Source organism: Komagataeibacter saccharivorans (assembly GCF_004348195.1).
GTDB classification, from domain to species: Bacteria; Pseudomonadota; Alphaproteobacteria; order Acetobacterales; family Acetobacteraceae; genus Komagataeibacter; species Komagataeibacter saccharivorans.
In genome coordinates, this window is sequence record NZ_CP036404.1 from 1,786,141 (window position 1) to 1,801,432 (window position 15,292).

Below are 15,292 nucleotides of genomic sequence, written 5' to 3' on the forward strand. Positions count from 1 at the left end.
TGATTGCCCGGCGATGGTGCTGCACGCAGGTTCGTACGTCCAATATATATTCAAGGCTACTTCCATACATAAAATATATGGCAATCTCCATGGGAAGCCCGTCTCATCCCGCGCCATGCGGGGGACCGGCTTGCCCTGTGCGCTACACGCCTGCCATTGTGGTCCGTGAATGAAGATCAGGATGACTGCATTATGAAACCACTTCACATGGCCTTTGCCGCGCTGGCCCTGACGGGCGTTGTCGCCAGCAGCGGCGTGGCCCGCGCCGATGATACCGACCCCAAGCCCCCCTATGGTCCGGGTGCGTATACCGGCGAATGGACAGCACTGGGCCTGAAGCCCGTCACCATTACCGCCAACAAGGCGACAGGCCCCGCTGCGCGGCTCTATCTCACGCTGCCGGATGCGCTGAACAAGATTACCGGGCTGACCGGCCGCACGATTGAAATGAAGGTGCAGGACGCCACATCCCTGCGTTCGGTCAATGACGATCCGCACGCCATCTTCCGCCTGACCTCGCCCAACAGCGCCGATCTGCGGATGCAGGGCACAAAGCCGGGCCAGAAGCTGGACCTGCCGCTCAGCCGCGCCGACTGAAATCAGGGGGCGACCTGAAAAAACACCCCCGCACCACGCTGTGGTACGGGGGTGAACAGGCAGGGACTTACCTGACCGTGGACGGGTCAGTCCTGCATGCTGGCCAGCAGGGCGCGCACCCTGCCGCGCAGTTCGCTTTCCCGCGGCACGCTTATGATCTCACGCAGGCGCAGCATCTGGCGGCGCGCGGCATAAAGCTGGTCAAGCAGGGACAGCACCACGGGCATGCTTTCGGCATTGACGCCCATATCGTCGCGCAGTTCGACAATCAGACGGGCGCGTGCCTCGTCAATCTCGCGGAAAAGGTAATGTCCCGGCGCGCCCTCGGGCCGCAGCCATGCATTATCGATCCAGCCCTGCACATCCGCCGCCGGCACGTTGCCGATGCGCACGCACAGGGTTTCGAGCGTGATCATGCCTTGGCCTCCCGCTGCTCCGCTGTCCCGCCGGGTGTCCAGTTCTTCAGGAAGTCCTCAAGGGCCTGATCCACCTTGCCGATGGTGACCTGAAGCTTCACGTACAGGTTGCCCGCTTCCTTTCCGCCATGCGCCTTGACCCCGCGCCCGCGCAGCCGCAGCACGCTGCCGCTGTCGGATTTGGGGGGAACGTTCATCTTGACCGATCCCGCAGGCGTGGGAATGGTGATGCTGCCACCCAGCACCGCCGTTTTCAGGTCCACCGGCAGCGACATGCGGATGTCATCGCCGTCACGTTCGTACGTGCTGTCGGGCGCAACCGTAATGGTAATCAGCGCATCGCCCGCCGGGCCGCCCTGCTGCCCCGGATCACCCTTGCCGCGCAGGCGCAGGACCTGTCCATCGGTAATGCCGGGCGGAATCTTCACGTCCAGCGTGGCGCCACCGGGCAGGGTGATGCGCGACGTACCGCCATTGACGCAGTCCAGAAAGCTGACGGTCAGCGCATACTGCCGGTCATTGCCCTTGCGCGGTCCCTGCGGCCTGCGACGGAAGCCGCCACCGCCGCCCTGACCGAACATGGTGCCGAAGATATCGCCAAGGTCATCTTCCGAAAACTGGTTGCCGCCGTAATGGAAGCCCTGCGGCCCCTCCGCATAATCGCGGTAGCCGCCACCACCACCGCCAAAGCCGAATCCCTTTTCCTGGCCGCTGGCGTCGATCTCGCCCCGGTCGAAGCGGGCGCGCTGTTCCTCATCGGACAGGAGGGCGTTGGCAGCCCCCACGGCCTTGAAGTTCTCTTCCGCCACCTTGTCGCCCGGATTGAGGTCAGGATGGTACTTCTTGGCCAGCTTGCGATAGGCCTTGCGTATGTCATCCTGGCTGGCCGAACGGGCTATGCCGAGTACTTCGTATGGGTCCTTGCTCACTTAAAAACCATCCCTTCGTCAGGAACCTGCCAGCCTGGCCACGCCACGCCCATCCCCGAACATCATGATACGGCCTTGCGGCCAGTCTTCCTTCAATAATGGGAAGTGGAGGAGGACGGGTCAATGAAGGGCGATGAAATCTTCCGGGCTGCGGTAACGCATGGCTGGCAGAAGAAAATAGCAAAGCAGAGAATTGATAATAACATCTTTTGTATTTTTAATTAAACGAAAAATGAAGTATTTGACTTAAACAATAGAAATATAAAAAGACTCAACCCCGATGCATGCCGTTTTCCTCACTCTTGCATTACTGACCGTGACCGGTATCAGCAGCCTGATATCGCGCGTGGGTCGCATTCCCGTGCCGCTGCCCCTGATCCAGATCGCGGTGGGCGCCATCGCCGCACTGGCGGGGCTGAACATCGGCTTCGATCCGGACATGTTCCTGCTGCTGTTCATACCGCCGCTGCTTTATGCCGATGCCTACCGCATGCCGATGCGTGAGTTCGGGGAGCTGCGCAACATCATCATCATGATGGCGCTGGGGCTGGTGGTGTTCACCACGCTGGTATGTGGATATTTCATCCACTGGCTGATCCCGCCCATCATGCTGCCAGCCGCCTTCGCGCTGGCCGCCGTCATGTCCCCCACCGATGCGGTATCGGTGGGCAGCATGATCGAAGGCGGGCGGGCGCCGGCGCGCGTGGTGCACCTTCTGCATGGGGAAGCGCTGCTTAACGACGCATCGGGGCTGGTCTGCTTCAAATTCGCCGTGGCGGCGGCCATGACCGGGCTGTTTTCGTTCCAGCAGGCGCTGGGCAGTTTCATTTTCATGTCCATGGGCGGCATCCTGATCGGCATCATCACCGCATGGCTGGCCTGCCGGGCGGAACATGTGCTGCTGGTACGCGGCTATGACGACCCGCCCACCCATATCACGCTGGCGATGATGCTGCCGTTCGGCATCTACCTGATTGCCGACGCGATGCAGTGTTCGGGCATTCTGGCCGCCGTGGCGGGCGGCATGACGGTCAAGTTCACCGGGGTAATGAATGAAGCGCGGACAGAAACGCGCCTGAAGGCCACCACGGTATGGGACATGGTGAATTTCACCTTCAACGCCGTGATCTTCCTGCTGCTGGGCCTTCAGTTGCCCGATCTGGTTACGGGGGGCGCGCGGATCGCGCGGGCGGGCGGGGTATCGCCATGGTTCCTGATCCTGGCGATCATCGGCATCCAGCTCATGATGAGTCTGATCCGTTTCGCGTGGATATGGATCTCGATTTCGGCGCGGCGGCTGTTCGCGCATTTCCGCCATCGCAAGACGGTCATCCCCTCCGCCCGCACCGTGCTGCTGATGACGGTGGCAGGCACGCGCGGGGCCATTACGCTGGCGGCCGTGCTGTCGCTGCCGGTGGCCAGTGCGGCTGGCCCCGGCTTTCCGGGGCGGGAACTGCTGGTCACGCTGGCGGCGGGGGTGATCATCTGTTCGCTGCTGCTGGCCAGCCTGTCCATCCCGCCCCTGCTGCATGGCATCAGCACGGATGAAAACGATCCCGCCCTGCATGAACTGGACATGATGCGCATCGAACTGGCGCAGACCGCGATCCAGACCCTGCATGCGGAACAGGCCGCACTGGCACAGCAGGAACTTGTGGTCACACCTGACAAGGAAGAATCGATCGACCTGAAACAGGAAGCCATTGGCCGCCTGCTGCACGAATATCAGGACACGGTGCACAGGCTGGACAATTCACGCGCGGCGGAAGCCAGCATCCGCGCCACCGCCATCCGTGAAAAGCGCGCCGAACTGGCGCTGCGCTTCCGCATCATCCGCCACATGCGCGAACGCCTGCACATGCGCGTCATCCAGAAACGCATCAATGATGAAACCGAGTGGACGATCAATCAGGAACTCGACTTCATTGAACAGGAACTCCAGATCGAGGCCCGATCCCTTCCCCGTCCCGACAGCGCCCCCCACGCAGGGCACGATCACGCTGGCACGACCTGACACGAAACGGCAGGGCGGCTATATCAGTCCCCCAGACGACCCTGCCCCTGCGCACAGGAGATACAGCCCTCATGCCATCCATCCGCGTCCTGACCGCCGGTGTCCTGACTGCTGGCCTGTGCGCTGCCGCCGTGACCGCACCCTGCGCCCATGCCCGTTCACACCATTTCAGCGTGCGTGAACACCATATCCACGGCAATTCCCCGTACGGGTATATCAGCGGTTATGAGCCCGTCCTTGCCAGGGAAAACCCGCGCTACGCCGCCGCCGAACAGAAATGCGAGGCTACATCCGCAACCGGCGCGATCTTCAGCGGGACCGGCGGCAGCTCCCAGATTTCCGCGGGGGGCAGCAACCACAAGAAGTTCTTTGCCCAGTGCATGGTCGAAGAAGGGGTATGGAAAGCACGCTACGACAATAACGTGGGTGGTATTGTCAGCCCGTAATGCCGGGTGATGAAATATCCATCAGGTAATCCGGGGCAGCACACTGGCCACCCCGGTCCGGCATCAGCCTAGCGGCCCGGCGGGGCCATGAACTCCGGCCCTACGGGGTCCTTGATGCAGGTGTTCAGGATCGTATCGATATCGCGCAGGTCCGCGGCACTCAGGCTCCAGCCCATCGCATCCGCGACGGCGGCAATCTGGTCCGGGCGACGCGCGCCCCACAGGGCGATGGTCGGTCCCTGATCCAGAACCCAGCGGATGGCCAGCGCCAGCAGGGACTTGCCGTGGCGTTCGCGCGCGAAATCCTGCAACTGCCGTACGGCTTCAAGATATTGCGCGAAACGCGGCGACTGGAACTTGGGATCGGCGCTGCGCAGATCGTCGGGGCCGAATTCGGTCTGCGCCGTCATCTTGCCCGACAGAAGGCCACGGCACAGCGGCCCGTATGCCAGAATGGCCAGCCCGTGCTGCCGGGCATAGGGCAGGATATCATGCTCCATCGCGCGTTCGAACAGGTTGTAAGGCGGCTGCACGGCGGACAGGGGCGCGAATGCCCGGAATTCCTCCATCTGCGCGATGGTGAAATTACTTACCCCGAGGGCCAGCACCTTGCCCTCCTGCACCAGGGATTCCAGTGTGCGGGCGGTTTCCTCCATCGAAACGGCGCTGTCGGGCCAATGCACCTGATACAGGTCGATGTAATCCGTTCGGAGCCGACGCAGCGAATCCTCGATTTCCTTACGGATGCGCGCCGCGGATGTGTTGCGGAAGGGCTTGTGATCTTCCGTCCAGTCCAGACCGACCTTCGTTGCAATGGCAACCCTGTCGCGCCGCCCCTGCAGGGCCTGACCCACAACCTCCTCCGAATGGCCGAAACCGTATACGGGCGCCGTATCGATCAGGGTAATGCCCAGATCGACCGCTTCCTGAATCGTGGCGATGGCCTGCCGGTCATCCGGGCCACCCCACATCCACCCGCCAATGGCCCATGTGCCAAGGGCGATGCGCGATACGGGATTCTTCAGGCCACGGATCGTGGTTGTTTCCATAACAGACGCTTCGGGCATGAACTGCTCTCCGTGTTTATGTTGCGGGCGCAACCGTACCGCATGCCGTGGCGAGACACCATGGCGTCACCTGCCCCCGCGGCGGCCGGGCGGCAGGCCGGTCGCTCCCTTCCCAACACGATCGGGCGGGCAGGTGTTGCAATTTTTACGCGGCCACAAGCGGCAAGGCCCCTTCCGTCAGTCTGGTTCGCGCCGTATGGATGGACAAGCCGCCTGCAATGGAGAGAGCCAATTTTGCGCAAGATAGCCCTTCTCGCCCCACTGGCCTGCCTTGCAGCCTGCGCGCATGGCCCGGACAGCCACCCTACGCGGGCCGTAACGCCGGTTGCGCAGTACGCCAACGGTTCGGGACCACTGGCCGTCAATACCCATGTACCGGATTTCGCCACCCGCAATTACGAGCCTTTTACCCGGCAGGACGTGGTGGCCATAGCGCTGCGCGAATGGCGGCTGTTCGGCCAGCCGGTCAATGATGACGACCCGCTGGAACGCCTCGAACCCACAACGCCGCTGGTCAAGCCCGAACGCACGCCCGGCCTGTGGCAGCGCGTGGGGGAATACTGGTGGATCGGGCAGGACCCGCAGGAAACCGAAGCGTCATGGGATGGCAAGCATGATGCGGACGGACATATAACCGACTTCGTGCATGACGGGCTGTATGCGTGGTCGGCGGCCTTCATTTCCTATGTGATGCGGGTGGCGGGCGCCAATGACCGCTTCGCCTATTCACCCAACCATTCCACCTACATCAACGCGGCGGCGGCGGGGGTGGAAAAGGGTGTGACGGCCCGCAATCCCGCCCGCTACGCCCCGAAGCTGGGTGATCTGCTGTGCGTGGGGCGCGGAAGCAGCAAATCCGTACGCTTCCGTGACCTGCCGACTGCGCAGGGCTTTCCCGCCCATTGCGGCTTTGTTGTCGCGACCGGACTGAACGATGCGCCCTTTGGCCGCGAAATCAGCATCATCGGCGGTAACATAGACGACGCCGTGGCCCTGACGCATGTGCCCGTAGGCCCCGATGGCCGCGTGTCCGACCGCAGGGGCCAGAGTCTGGACCCGCGTTATCCGTGGTGTGCCGTGCTGCAGGTCCATTACGATGCGGACCGCGAACCGCAGGCCGACCAGTAGGGAGCAGACCCCACGGGCCAGCCCGCAGCCGTCATGTCAGCCGCGTGACCAGGGCAGTTCCGATGCCTGCCATCCGGCAAGGCGGCCACGGTGGCCGGTTGCATCCTCCGGCCCTTCGAACCCGTCGGCCACGTTGTACACGTTGTGGTAGCCCGCATCATAGGCGGCGTGGGCCGCGGCCATGCTGCGCGCGCCGGAACGGCAGATGAAATAGACCTCATCCGTCTTGCCGATCCCCGCCTTTTCCAGCGTGGCGATGAAGTCGGGGTTGACCTGTCCCGCCGGGGGAAGCTGCCAGCTATCGCGCACCAGTTCCTTGCCCGCATCGGACAGGTCGGGCACGCCGATATGTTCCCATTCCATGGGCGTACGCACGTCCACAAGATGGGCGTTGGGGCGGCCACGCACCGCCTCCCATGTGGCGGAAGGTGAAATATCGTCAATCATTCCTGTTTCCTTTCATCGGCAAAAGCTGTTTTAGGGATATGCCAAGCCCGCCGCATTCCTGATAGTAAGGAATGCAATCCGCACGGCCTGACCGCCCTGTAGCCAGCCGTGCCACATCATATGATCCAGACCAGTGAAGGTGCTGCCTTATGGCCGAAAGTGCAAATCCCGCCTCATCCCTCTCATCGGACATGCCGGCTGCCATAGGCCATACGCCCCTGATCCGCCTGCGACGGGCATCGGAAGCGACGGGCTGCGAAATCTACGGCAAGGCGGAATTCATGAACCCCGGCGGATCGGTCAAGGACCGTGCCGCCCTTGCGATCATCGACGATGCCGAACGCCGTGGCGTGCTCAAGCCCGGCGGCACGATTGTGGAAGGTACGGCAGGCAATACCGGGATCGGCCTGACGCTGGTGGCCAATGCGCGGGGTTACCGCTCCATCATCGTCATGCCGGAAACGCAGAGCCAGGAAAAAATCGACTTCCTGCGCATGATCGGCGCGGACCTGCGCCTTGTGCCCGCCAAGCCGTTCCGTGATCCGGGCAATTATGTCCATGTCTCGCGCCGTCTGGCCGAAGAAACCGGCGGCGTATGGGCCAACCAGTTTGACAATACCGCCAATCGTGAGGGCCACCGCCACACCACCGCCCCCGAAATATGGGAACAGATGGGGGGGCGGATCGACGCCTTCACCTGCTCGTGCGGGACGGGCGGCACGCTGGCGGGGGTTACGCTGGGGCTGGAGGACATGGCAGCAAAGGCGGGCGTGGACCGTCCGCGTGTGGTGCTGGCCGACCCGGAAGGCTCGGGCCTGTATGGCTGGGTGAAATCGGGCGACCTGTCGGTCAGCGGTTCTTCCATTACCGAAGGCATCGGCCAGTCGCGCGTTACCGGCAATCTGGAAGGGCTGCATTTCGATGATGCGGTGCGCATCCCCGATGCCGAAGCGCTGGAGGAAATCTACAGCCTGCTGATCCATGAAGGGCTGTCGGTTGGCGGTTCGGCCGGCATCAACATCGCAGCCGCCATCCGCGTGGCGCGCGCGATGGGGCCGGGGCACCGCATCGCCACCATCCTGTGCGATGGCGGCGCGCGGTACCAGTCCAAGCTGTTCAATCCCGCTTTCCTGCACAGCAAGAGCCTGCCTGTTCCGCAGTGGCTGGCCTGATATCAAGGGGTTGCGGCAGGGGTAATTGCAACGGAGTGAAACATCTGGTGCGGCGATCCGCGCGGTGATGTAAACTGCGAAAATGACCCCGCTGCCGCACATCCTGATCATTGATGATGACCGTGAAATCCGTGACCTGCTGGCACGGTTTCTTGAACGCAACGAACTGCGCGTCACCACCGCGCGCGATGGGCATGAAGCCCGTCGCCGCTGGGCTGAAGGCCATTACCAACTGGTCATTCTTGACCTGATGCTGCCCGGCGAAAGCGGGCTGGACATCTCGCGCTGGCTGCGCACGCAGGCCAATGTGCCGATCGTGATGCTGACCGCCATGGGCGATGACACCGACCGGATCATCGGCCTGGAACTGGGGGCGGATGATTACGTCCCCAAGCCCTTCAACCCGCGCGAACTGCTGGCGCGCATCCGCGCCGTGCTGCGCCGCGCATCCGACACGCCTGATCCGCGCAGCGTGCCGGTGCTGCATACCCTACGGTTTGCGGGCTGGGCGCTGGATACGGGCCGCCGCCGCCTGCTCAACCCCGATGAAGTGGAAGTCCCGCTGACAGGGGGCGAATATGACCTGCTGCTGGCCCTGCTGGAACGCGCAAACCGGGTCATGACGCGCGACATGCTGTTCGACCTGCTGCGCGGGCGACAGGCGGGACCGTTCGACCGCGCGATCGACGTGGCCATAAGCCGCCTGCGCCGCAAGCTGGAGGATAACGGGCGCAACGCCCAGCTTATCAAGACCGTGCGCGGGGGTGGCTATGTCCTTGCCGCGGAAGTCGAGCGTCTCTGACAATCCGCATGTCTGCCTTCCCGCAGTCCTTCCTTTCCGAACAGAAAACCGAAACATCCCCCACCGGGGGCTGGTGGCAGCGCCTGCGCAGGCGCCTGCTGCCACAATCCCTTGCCGCGCGCACCACGCTGCTGCTGATCGGCGGCCTTGGCGTCATCCAGATCATCGGCCTGACCATCCATGCCATGGACAGGTTCGATTTTGACCAGCGCATGATAAACGCGCAGGCGCGCAGCAAGGTCTTTACCTATTACCGCGCCATTGTGGAAACCGCCCCGTCCGACCGGGCGCGGGAACTCGCTGCCCTGCCCCTGCCACCCGGGGTCACCATAACCCTTACCCCCGGCCCCGAGCCGGACATGGTCAACGGGGTGGTCATGCCACCACACGGGCCGCACCGCATGCACCCGCCCGAAGAAGACTGGCACGACCACATGCCATTCGAGGGCGACCGGCACGACCATCCCCCCTTCGGCCCCGGTGGTCATGACGGGCCTGATGGTCCGGGCGATGGAGACCCGGGGCTTGGTCCCCTGCCCCAGTCCCTGCGGCCCGAGCAGGTGATGATCTCCCCCGATACAAGGGGACGCAGGCGCACCATTGCCTTCCTGCTGCCCGATGAACGGCGCTGGGTCACGATCCATTACATCCAGCCCCGGCCCAGCCTGTTCCGTTCCCCCACCTTTCCCATCGCATTCCTGATCATGACCTTCACGGGCGGTCTCCTGATCCTGTGGGGGGTGCGCCGGCTGATCGCGCCGGTCAGCACGCTGGCCGCCGCCGCCGAGGAACTGGGCCGCAATGTAAACGCGCCGCCCATGCCCGAGGATGGCCCACGCGAAGTGGCGCGCGCCGCCCATGCCTTCAACACCATGGCGCACCGCATCCGCCGCTACCTGATGGATCGCACGCTTATGCTGACCGCCATCGGCCATGACCTGCGCACCCCGATCACACGGCTGAAGCTGCGGGCCGAATTTGTTGAAGACGACGAAATGCGGGCCAAGATGCTCAGCGACCTTGATGAGCTTGAATCCATGGTCGCTGCCACCCTGGCCTTTGGCCGCGATGCCGCACAGCGTGAACCGATGGGCCAGATCAACCTGACCGCCCTGCTGCAGACAATCGCCGATGAAGCCGCCGAGACCTGTCCCGACATGGCGGACCGGATCGCCTTCGTATCCGAAATGCCCGATGTGCATGTCCGCGCGCGTCCCATGGCGCTCAAGCGCGCGCTGAGCAATCTGGTCACGAACGCCATAAAATACGGTGGCGGCGTGCAGATCGTGCTGTTGCCGCCCCGGCCAGGGGAAGGCGAAGACGCGGATGAATCCCGTGTCACCATCCTGATTGAGGATGACGGCCCCGGACTGCCGACCGAAGATCTGGAACGCATGTTCGACCCCTTCGTCCGCGCCGAGCAGAGCCGTAACCGTGAGACCGGGGGAACAGGGCTGGGCCTGTCCATTTCGCGCAACATCATCTGGGGACTGGGCGGCGATATCCGGCTGGGCAACCGCCAGCCCCATGGCCTGCGCGTGACCGTAACGCTTGTCTGCTAGGCCGGGATTCCCGAACCTGCCCCCAGGGTGAATGCCGCGTTCCAGAAGCGCAGAAAGGTGGACGCTAAGGGGACCGGACAGCCCATCGGGTACAATTTCACGTCATATGTGAAGTCCGGATAACCACCATGCAATAAGTCCTTGCGGCACGCTGGCGGGAAATGGCATTGCCAGATCATGCTTGATCGCCTGTATGCCCGTATCATTGCGCTGGCTGCCAGCCCGCACGCCGTTATCTGGCTGGCGATCATCGCCTTTGCCGAGGCCAGTTTCTTTCCGCTGCCGCCCGACATCATGCTGATCCCCATGGTGCTGGCACGCCGGGACCGCGCATTCCGGCTTGCCGCCATCTGCACGACGGCCAGCGTGTGCGGCGCGGTACTGGGGTGGGTTATCGGCGCGTTCCTGCTGGAATATGCCGCCATGCCCATCGTGCGGCTCTATCATGCCGAACATACATTACTGTCCCTGCAGGAACGCTTTCGCGAATGGGGCATCTGGATCATCCTGATCAAGGGGCTGACGCCCATCCCGTTCAAATTCGTCACCATCGCCAGCGGGGCGGCCCATCTTTCGCTGCTACCGTTTCTGGCCGCCTGCGCCATTACGCGCGGGGTGCGGTTTTTCCTGCTGGCGGTCCTGCTGCGCCGCTTTGGCGCGCCGATCCAGAACTTTATTGAAAACCGCCTGCCGGTCGTGGCCGCGATGTTCGCCGTGGCCCTGGTGGGCGGCATACTGGCCCTGAAATATATCTGACCCGCGAACAGGGCGGGCGCGGCCTGCCTGCCGGGCAGTGTTCGGGCCGAACTGGCCGTGATAGGGTAGGCGCATCCTGATCCTGTCCTGCGCGGGCCAATACCGGTCCCCTGGACAATCGACGATTTATCCATGGTGGGGAGCACAGTTCATGCCGCAGCAGGTTGCTGTCATTACCGGAGCGGGCGCGGGTATCGGTCGCGCCACGGCACGCACACTGGCCCGTGCCGGGTGCGATGTCGCCCTGATCGGTCGTAACCTCGACCGGCTGGGCGACGCGGCAGCCGAACTGCGCGAACTGAACATCCGCACCCATATCGCCTGCGCCGATGTGGCCGATGCGAAGGCTGTCGAGCAGGCCGCCGAGGAAATCGAGGACGTCCTTGGCCCCATCACGCTGTGGATCAACTGCGCCGGGGCCACCGTAACCGGACAGCTCGCGGCACTGGACGCCGATGAAATCCGCCGCGCGACGGAAGTCACCTATCTGGGCACCGTCAACGGCACCCGCGCGGCGCTGGCCCGGATGCGCAGGCGCGGACATGGCACCATCGTCAACCTTGACCGGCTGGCAAGCCTGCGCCCGCCGCCGCTGCAGGCGGTTGAAAACGGTGCGCGTGCCGCCGTGCGCGCGTTTTCCGAAAGCCTGCGCCCCGAAATCCTGCATGATGGCGACCGCATCCATATCGCCATGGTCCACCTGCCCGCGATCAACACGCCGCGCTTTTCATGGACCCGTAACCATACCGGCAAGCACCTGAAGCCGATGGGACCGGTCTATGAACCCGAAATCGCGGCCGAAGCCATCTGCCGCGCGGCGTTCGGGCGTGAACGCGATATCTGGGTGGGCCTGTCGGGCGTGCGGAACTGGGTGCTGAGCACATTCGTGCCGGGCCTGTCGGACCGCTGGCTGGCGGGCAAGGGCTACGCCAGACAGATGGAAAAGGTGGCCGTGACGGGTGATGAACCCGATGACCTGTACAAAACGGTGCCCGGCGCCTATGCCGCCCATGGCCGTTTTGACATGATCACCCGCAAGGCCATGCCGCTGCTGCTGACCACCCGTCATGCGCAGTTCGCCACCGTGGCGGCGTTCATGGGTTTCGTGCTGTTCGCCCTGCGCCGCAGGCGTCACTGACGGGTCAGGGGCGCCATACCCACGCCCCGCCCCCTTTTTCAGGCGTGCAGGGAATCGGCGGCAGTCGCCAGCCGTGCGCCGCTACGGCACAGATCGCCCGCCCATACCCACCAGTCTGGCTGGCTGATCGTCGCACCCGCGGCCTGTGCCGCCGCTGGACTGTCGAACAGGGCGTAGCACGTAGCCCCCGAACCGCTCATGCGCGCCAGACGACAGCCGGGGGCGTTACGCAGGGTGGCAAGGACGGTTGCGATTTCCGGGCAGATGGCGCAGGCCGCGTCCTGCAGGTCATTGGTCTGTTCCGACAGGTCGCGCACCATATCCGCCAGTGTGTCCCAGCGCGCGGGAAGGCTGGCACGCGGCGTGAAGACCGGCGCACGGGTCCTGAACACCTGCGGGGTGGAAACGCTCTGCCCGCAATTGACCAGAATCATGCCGCAGGGCGGCAGGGTGGGAGTGGGTGACAGTTCCTCCCCGATTCCCTCCATCCGGGCGGAAAGCTGGTCCAGACAGACCGGCACGTCCGCGCCCAGCCGGGTCGCCAGCGCCATCAGGGCGTCGCGGGGGATGGACAGGTTCCACGCCCGCAGCAGCAGCCGCAACGCCGCCGCCGCATCCGCCGAACCACCGCCAATACCCGATGCCACCGGCAGTTCCTTGCGCAGCACGATCCGCACATCCGGCAGGTGGCGCGCAGCCTCGGCCCCCAGATGTTCGCGCAGCAGCGCGCCCGCACGCACGATCAGGTTATCGGCGCTGTCATCACGCAGGCCGGGGGAAAACGTGCCTTCGATATGCAGGTCCACATGCCCGCCCAGTCCCGCACCCCGGCTCAGGCGCAGTTCATCCGCCGCCCCCGCGAAGACGGCAAGACTGTCCAGCAGGTGATAGCCATCATCACGCCGTCCCGTAACATGCAGGTACAGATTGATCTTTGCATGGGCCAGTTCGTGCACAGAAGACATTAGTGATGGGTTCCATTCGTGTGGGATGAAGGGGAGGCGGGCGCCACAGCCGGCCTGAGATCGGCCGGAAGCGCTCCCGCCGCCGAAACGCCGCCATTCTTCCACGCCGTGGCATAGGCCAGCGCCGCCGTGATCTTGCGCCTGTCCTCCGGGTCGGGCTGGAACTGGATGGCGTTCTGCCATTCATTCACCGCTTCCAGCCTGCGTCCGGCCATCCAGTAGGCAACGCCCAGATGGTAATTGATGGCCGGGTCCTGCGGCATCTGCTCGACCGCCTGTTCCAGCAGCGGCAGCCCTTCCGCCACATGGCCAAGCCGCATCAGCACCCAGCCCACGCTATCGCGGATCTGGTTGTCGGATGGCGCAAGGGCGAGGGCGCGGCGCAGGTAGCTTTCCGCCATAGCGGGGTTTTCGCCGTGTTCGACCATGGAATAGCCAAGGTAGTTCAGCAGGTCCGGCTCGTTGGGAGCAAGCTGGAGCGCCTGCTGGAGTATGGTGCGTGCCTGCGGCCAGTGGTTCTGGCGTTCCTGGGCTATGGCCTCGCCGAACAGCAGCCGCCAGTCATCGCCTTCCAGCCGGTGTGGCGTCAGGGCGATGGCGTGCTGGTAGGCATCAAGGGCTTCGGCCCATTTCTGCTGGTCCAGCAGCGCATCGCCAAGACTGGACCACAGCATCCGGTCGCCCGGCGCCTGCCGCAGCAGGTCGCGCAGTTCCTGCGCCGCCTGTTCCTTGTGTCCCATGACAAGGTCCAGATCCGCCTGTTCCGTCCGGTAGACAGGCTGCAGGGGATCATCGGCGGGTGCACCCTCCAGCGCTTCACGCGCCTGCCGGTCCTGCTTGCGTGCATGCAGCATGGAGGACAGGAGTATCCGCGCTTCCGAATCCGCCGGGTCCAGCAGCAGCGCCATGCGCAGCATCATCTGCTCGGTACCCCGCAGCGTGCCCAGTTCCATGGCGGCATCAGGCTGGCGGTCATCATCCGCGCCATCATGGGCATAAAGCTGCTGGTCGATCAGCAGGGCAACCAGACCGTAAGCCTGCGCCAGTCCCTGCACCGGACGGGTCACCACAGGGCGATGGATCATGGCCATGATGTTGGCCCGCGCCGTTTCCAGAACCGGCATGCCGGCGATACGCTGGTTGACCAGCGCCCTGGCTTCCGCCTCGCGCCCCTGCGATACCAGCCAGTGCGCCATGACCAGCGTGGTGAACAGGTCGCCCCCCGCCATGCCGGTGGACTGCCCGAACAGCACGTCGGCGCGCATCTGCCGCCCGCCAAGCTGCGCGATCAGCGCCGCATGCAGCGTGTAATATCCCCCCAGTGTGCGATCCATGCGCGCGGGTTCAAGCACCGCCAGCGCCTCATCCGTCTTTCCCGCCCCCTGCAACGCCCAGGCGTGCAGCAGCGGGCGCAGCAGGCCCATGATCTGGTCGGACGGGGCCTTGACGTAATGGGTTACCGCGTCATCCCATTTACCCGCCAGCGCCGCCGCGTTGCCCATGGCCAGTTCCGGCATGACGCCGGGCGGCTGCGCGGGGGCGAGCGCCCCGGCTTCAGGGCTGCCCGCCAGAATGCTGTAGAAAAACGCCCGTTCGCTGAACAGGCTGAAATTCGGCGCCAGACGGGCGGCGGTGCCGAACGCGCGGGCCGCCTGCGCGTTATCGCCCTCGCTGGCGGCAACGCTGCCGACCAGCAGGTTCGTGGCCAGATCCTGCTGCCCGGCCCGGACAATGGCGTCATCCGGCGTGGCGGCCCGCATTTCCCGGTTGGGAATCCCGGTCAGGAGCGGTACAACAAGGGAGGCCACGACCATGCGTGACAGACGAGGTAAGAGCATGACGCCAGAATCTAC

15 protein-coding genes are annotated in these 15,292 nt (G+C 64.3%); 9 read left to right on the plus strand and 6 right to left on the minus strand.

The window, feature by feature from the left end; genetic code table 11:
- Positions 1-192 precede the first annotated feature (192 nt).
- Entirely contained in the window at positions 193-597 is a 405-nt protein-coding gene (locus tag KSAC_RS08120; protein ID WP_102325466.1) for a hypothetical protein, read from the plus strand.
- Between the two features lie 86 nt (positions 598-683).
- Here KSAC_RS08120 and KSAC_RS08125 read toward each other — a convergent pair whose 3' ends face one another.
- Together KSAC_RS08125 and KSAC_RS08130 are read right to left on the minus strand one after the other, a co-directional pair.
- Positions 684-1,013, minus strand: a complete 330-nt coding sequence (locus KSAC_RS08125) for a chaperone modulator CbpM (RefSeq protein ID WP_102325465.1) — start codon at positions 1,011-1,013, stop codon at positions 684-686.
- On the minus strand, positions 1,010-1,942 hold the full coding sequence (locus KSAC_RS08130; protein ID WP_102325464.1) for a DnaJ C-terminal domain-containing protein: 933 nt from the start codon (positions 1,940-1,942) through the stop codon (positions 1,010-1,012). Before KSAC_RS08130 ends, KSAC_RS08125 begins: the two co-directional genes overlap by 4 nt.
- Before the next feature lie 280 nt (positions 1,943-2,222).
- Between KSAC_RS08130 and KSAC_RS08140 the strand changes: the two genes are divergently transcribed.
- Both KSAC_RS08140 and KSAC_RS08145 read left to right on the plus strand, forming a co-directional pair.
- Positions 2,223-3,956, plus strand: coding sequence for a Na+/H+ antiporter (locus tag KSAC_RS08140; protein WP_118962761.1), 1,734 nt, complete (start codon positions 2,223-2,225; stop codon positions 3,954-3,956).
- A 71-nt stretch (positions 3,957-4,027) separates the two neighbouring features.
- Positions 4,028-4,402: a hypothetical protein gene (locus tag KSAC_RS08145; protein WP_118962760.1), complete on the plus strand. Its 375-nt coding sequence runs from the start codon at positions 4,028-4,030 to the stop codon at positions 4,400-4,402.
- A gap of 68 nt (positions 4,403-4,470) precedes the next feature.
- On the opposite strand, the gene KSAC_RS08150 is transcribed toward KSAC_RS08145, so the two are convergent.
- Positions 4,471-5,469 carry an aldo/keto reductase gene (locus KSAC_RS08150; protein ID WP_102325461.1) on the minus strand — a complete coding sequence of 333 codons (999 nt, stop codon included), beginning with the start codon at positions 5,467-5,469 and terminating at the stop codon, positions 4,471-4,473.
- A gap of 234 nt (positions 5,470-5,703) precedes the next feature.
- Here KSAC_RS08150 and KSAC_RS08155 point away from each other — a divergent pair, with 234 nt between their 5' ends.
- A complete protein-coding gene (locus KSAC_RS08155) occupies positions 5,704-6,597 on the plus strand; it encodes a DUF2272 domain-containing protein (protein ID WP_102325460.1) in 894 nt (297 codons plus the stop codon).
- Between the two features lie 36 nt (positions 6,598-6,633).
- Here KSAC_RS08155 and KSAC_RS08160 read toward each other — a convergent pair whose 3' ends face one another.
- Entirely contained in the window at positions 6,634-7,044 is a 411-nt protein-coding gene (locus KSAC_RS08160; protein ID WP_132305054.1) for a rhodanese-like domain-containing protein, read from the minus strand.
- A gap of 149 nt (positions 7,045-7,193) precedes the next feature.
- On the opposite strand from KSAC_RS08160, the gene KSAC_RS08165 reads away from it, so the two are divergent.
- The 5 genes from KSAC_RS08165 to KSAC_RS08185 all read left to right on the plus strand — a co-directional run bounded on the left by KSAC_RS08165 (position 7,194) and on the right by KSAC_RS08185 (position 12,474).
- Complete coding sequence (locus KSAC_RS08165) at positions 7,194-8,216, plus strand: cysteine synthase A (protein WP_132305056.1); 1,023 nt, start codon at positions 7,194-7,196, stop codon at positions 8,214-8,216.
- A gap of 82 nt (positions 8,217-8,298) precedes the next feature.
- Complete coding sequence (locus KSAC_RS08170) at positions 8,299-9,018, plus strand: response regulator (RefSeq protein WP_102325457.1); 720 nt, start codon at positions 8,299-8,301, stop codon at positions 9,016-9,018.
- Positions 9,019-9,026: 8 nt separating this feature from the next.
- The gene (locus tag KSAC_RS08175; RefSeq protein WP_102325456.1) at positions 9,027-10,580 is read left to right on the plus strand and encodes an ATP-binding protein; all 1,554 of its coding nucleotides are present in this window, start codon (positions 9,027-9,029) and stop codon (positions 10,578-10,580) included.
- 177 nt (positions 10,581-10,757) lie between these two features.
- The gene (locus tag KSAC_RS08180; protein WP_102325454.1) at positions 10,758-11,336 is read left to right on the plus strand and encodes a YqaA family protein; all 579 of its coding nucleotides are present in this window, start codon (positions 10,758-10,760) and stop codon (positions 11,334-11,336) included.
- 151 nt (positions 11,337-11,487) lie between these two features.
- Positions 11,488-12,474 (plus strand): SDR family oxidoreductase, encoded by a 987-nt coding sequence (locus tag KSAC_RS08185; RefSeq protein WP_110546997.1) that lies wholly within the window; start codon positions 11,488-11,490, stop codon positions 12,472-12,474.
- A gap of 38 nt (positions 12,475-12,512) precedes the next feature.
- On the opposite strand, the gene KSAC_RS08190 is transcribed toward KSAC_RS08185, so the two are convergent.
- Together KSAC_RS08190 and KSAC_RS08195 are read right to left on the minus strand one after the other, a co-directional pair.
- Complete coding sequence (locus KSAC_RS08190) at positions 12,513-13,439, minus strand: 4-(cytidine 5'-diphospho)-2-C-methyl-D-erythritol kinase (protein WP_132305058.1); 927 nt, start codon at positions 13,437-13,439, stop codon at positions 12,513-12,515.
- Complete coding sequence (locus tag KSAC_RS08195) at positions 13,439-15,277, minus strand: tetratricopeptide repeat protein (RefSeq protein ID WP_243705151.1); 1,839 nt, start codon at positions 15,275-15,277, stop codon at positions 13,439-13,441. Before KSAC_RS08195 ends, KSAC_RS08190 begins: the two co-directional genes overlap by 1 nt.
- Positions 15,278-15,292 lie beyond the last annotated feature (15 nt).

What these genes read in the sequence shown, in the direction of transcription:
- KSAC_RS08120 (WP_102325466.1), top strand. Translation starts at nt 193, where the DNA reads ATGAAACCACTTCACATGGCCTTTGCCGCGCTGGCCCTGACGGGCGTT.
- KSAC_RS08125 (WP_102325465.1), bottom strand. Translation starts at nt 1,013, where the DNA reads ATGATCACGCTCGAAACCCTGTGCGTGCGCATCGGCAACGTGCCGGCG.
- KSAC_RS08140 (WP_118962761.1), top strand. Translation starts at nt 2,223, where the DNA reads ATGCATGCCGTTTTCCTCACTCTTGCATTACTGACCGTGACCGGTATC.
- KSAC_RS08145 (WP_118962760.1), top strand. Translation starts at nt 4,028, where the DNA reads ATGCCATCCATCCGCGTCCTGACCGCCGGTGTCCTGACTGCTGGCCTG.
- KSAC_RS08150 (WP_102325461.1), bottom strand. Translation starts at nt 5,469, where the DNA reads ATGCCCGAAGCGTCTGTTATGGAAACAACCACGATCCGTGGCCTGAAG.
- KSAC_RS08160 (WP_132305054.1), bottom strand. Translation starts at nt 7,044, where the DNA reads ATGATTGACGATATTTCACCTTCCGCCACATGGGAGGCGGTGCGTGGC.
- KSAC_RS08165 (WP_132305056.1), top strand. Translation starts at nt 7,194, where the DNA reads ATGGCCGAAAGTGCAAATCCCGCCTCATCCCTCTCATCGGACATGCCG.
- KSAC_RS08170 (WP_102325457.1), top strand. Translation starts at nt 8,299, where the DNA reads ATGACCCCGCTGCCGCACATCCTGATCATTGATGATGACCGTGAAATC.
- KSAC_RS08175 (WP_102325456.1), top strand. Translation starts at nt 9,027, where the DNA reads ATGTCTGCCTTCCCGCAGTCCTTCCTTTCCGAACAGAAAACCGAAACA.
- KSAC_RS08180 (WP_102325454.1), top strand. Translation starts at nt 10,758, where the DNA reads ATGCTTGATCGCCTGTATGCCCGTATCATTGCGCTGGCTGCCAGCCCG.
- KSAC_RS08185 (WP_110546997.1), top strand. Translation starts at nt 11,488, where the DNA reads ATGCCGCAGCAGGTTGCTGTCATTACCGGAGCGGGCGCGGGTATCGGT.
- KSAC_RS08190 (WP_132305058.1), bottom strand. Translation starts at nt 13,439, where the DNA reads ATGTCTTCTGTGCACGAACTGGCCCATGCAAAGATCAATCTGTACCTG.
- KSAC_RS08195 (WP_243705151.1), bottom strand. Translation starts at nt 15,277, where the DNA reads ATGCTCTTACCTCGTCTGTCACGCATGGTCGTGGCCTCCCTTGTTGTA.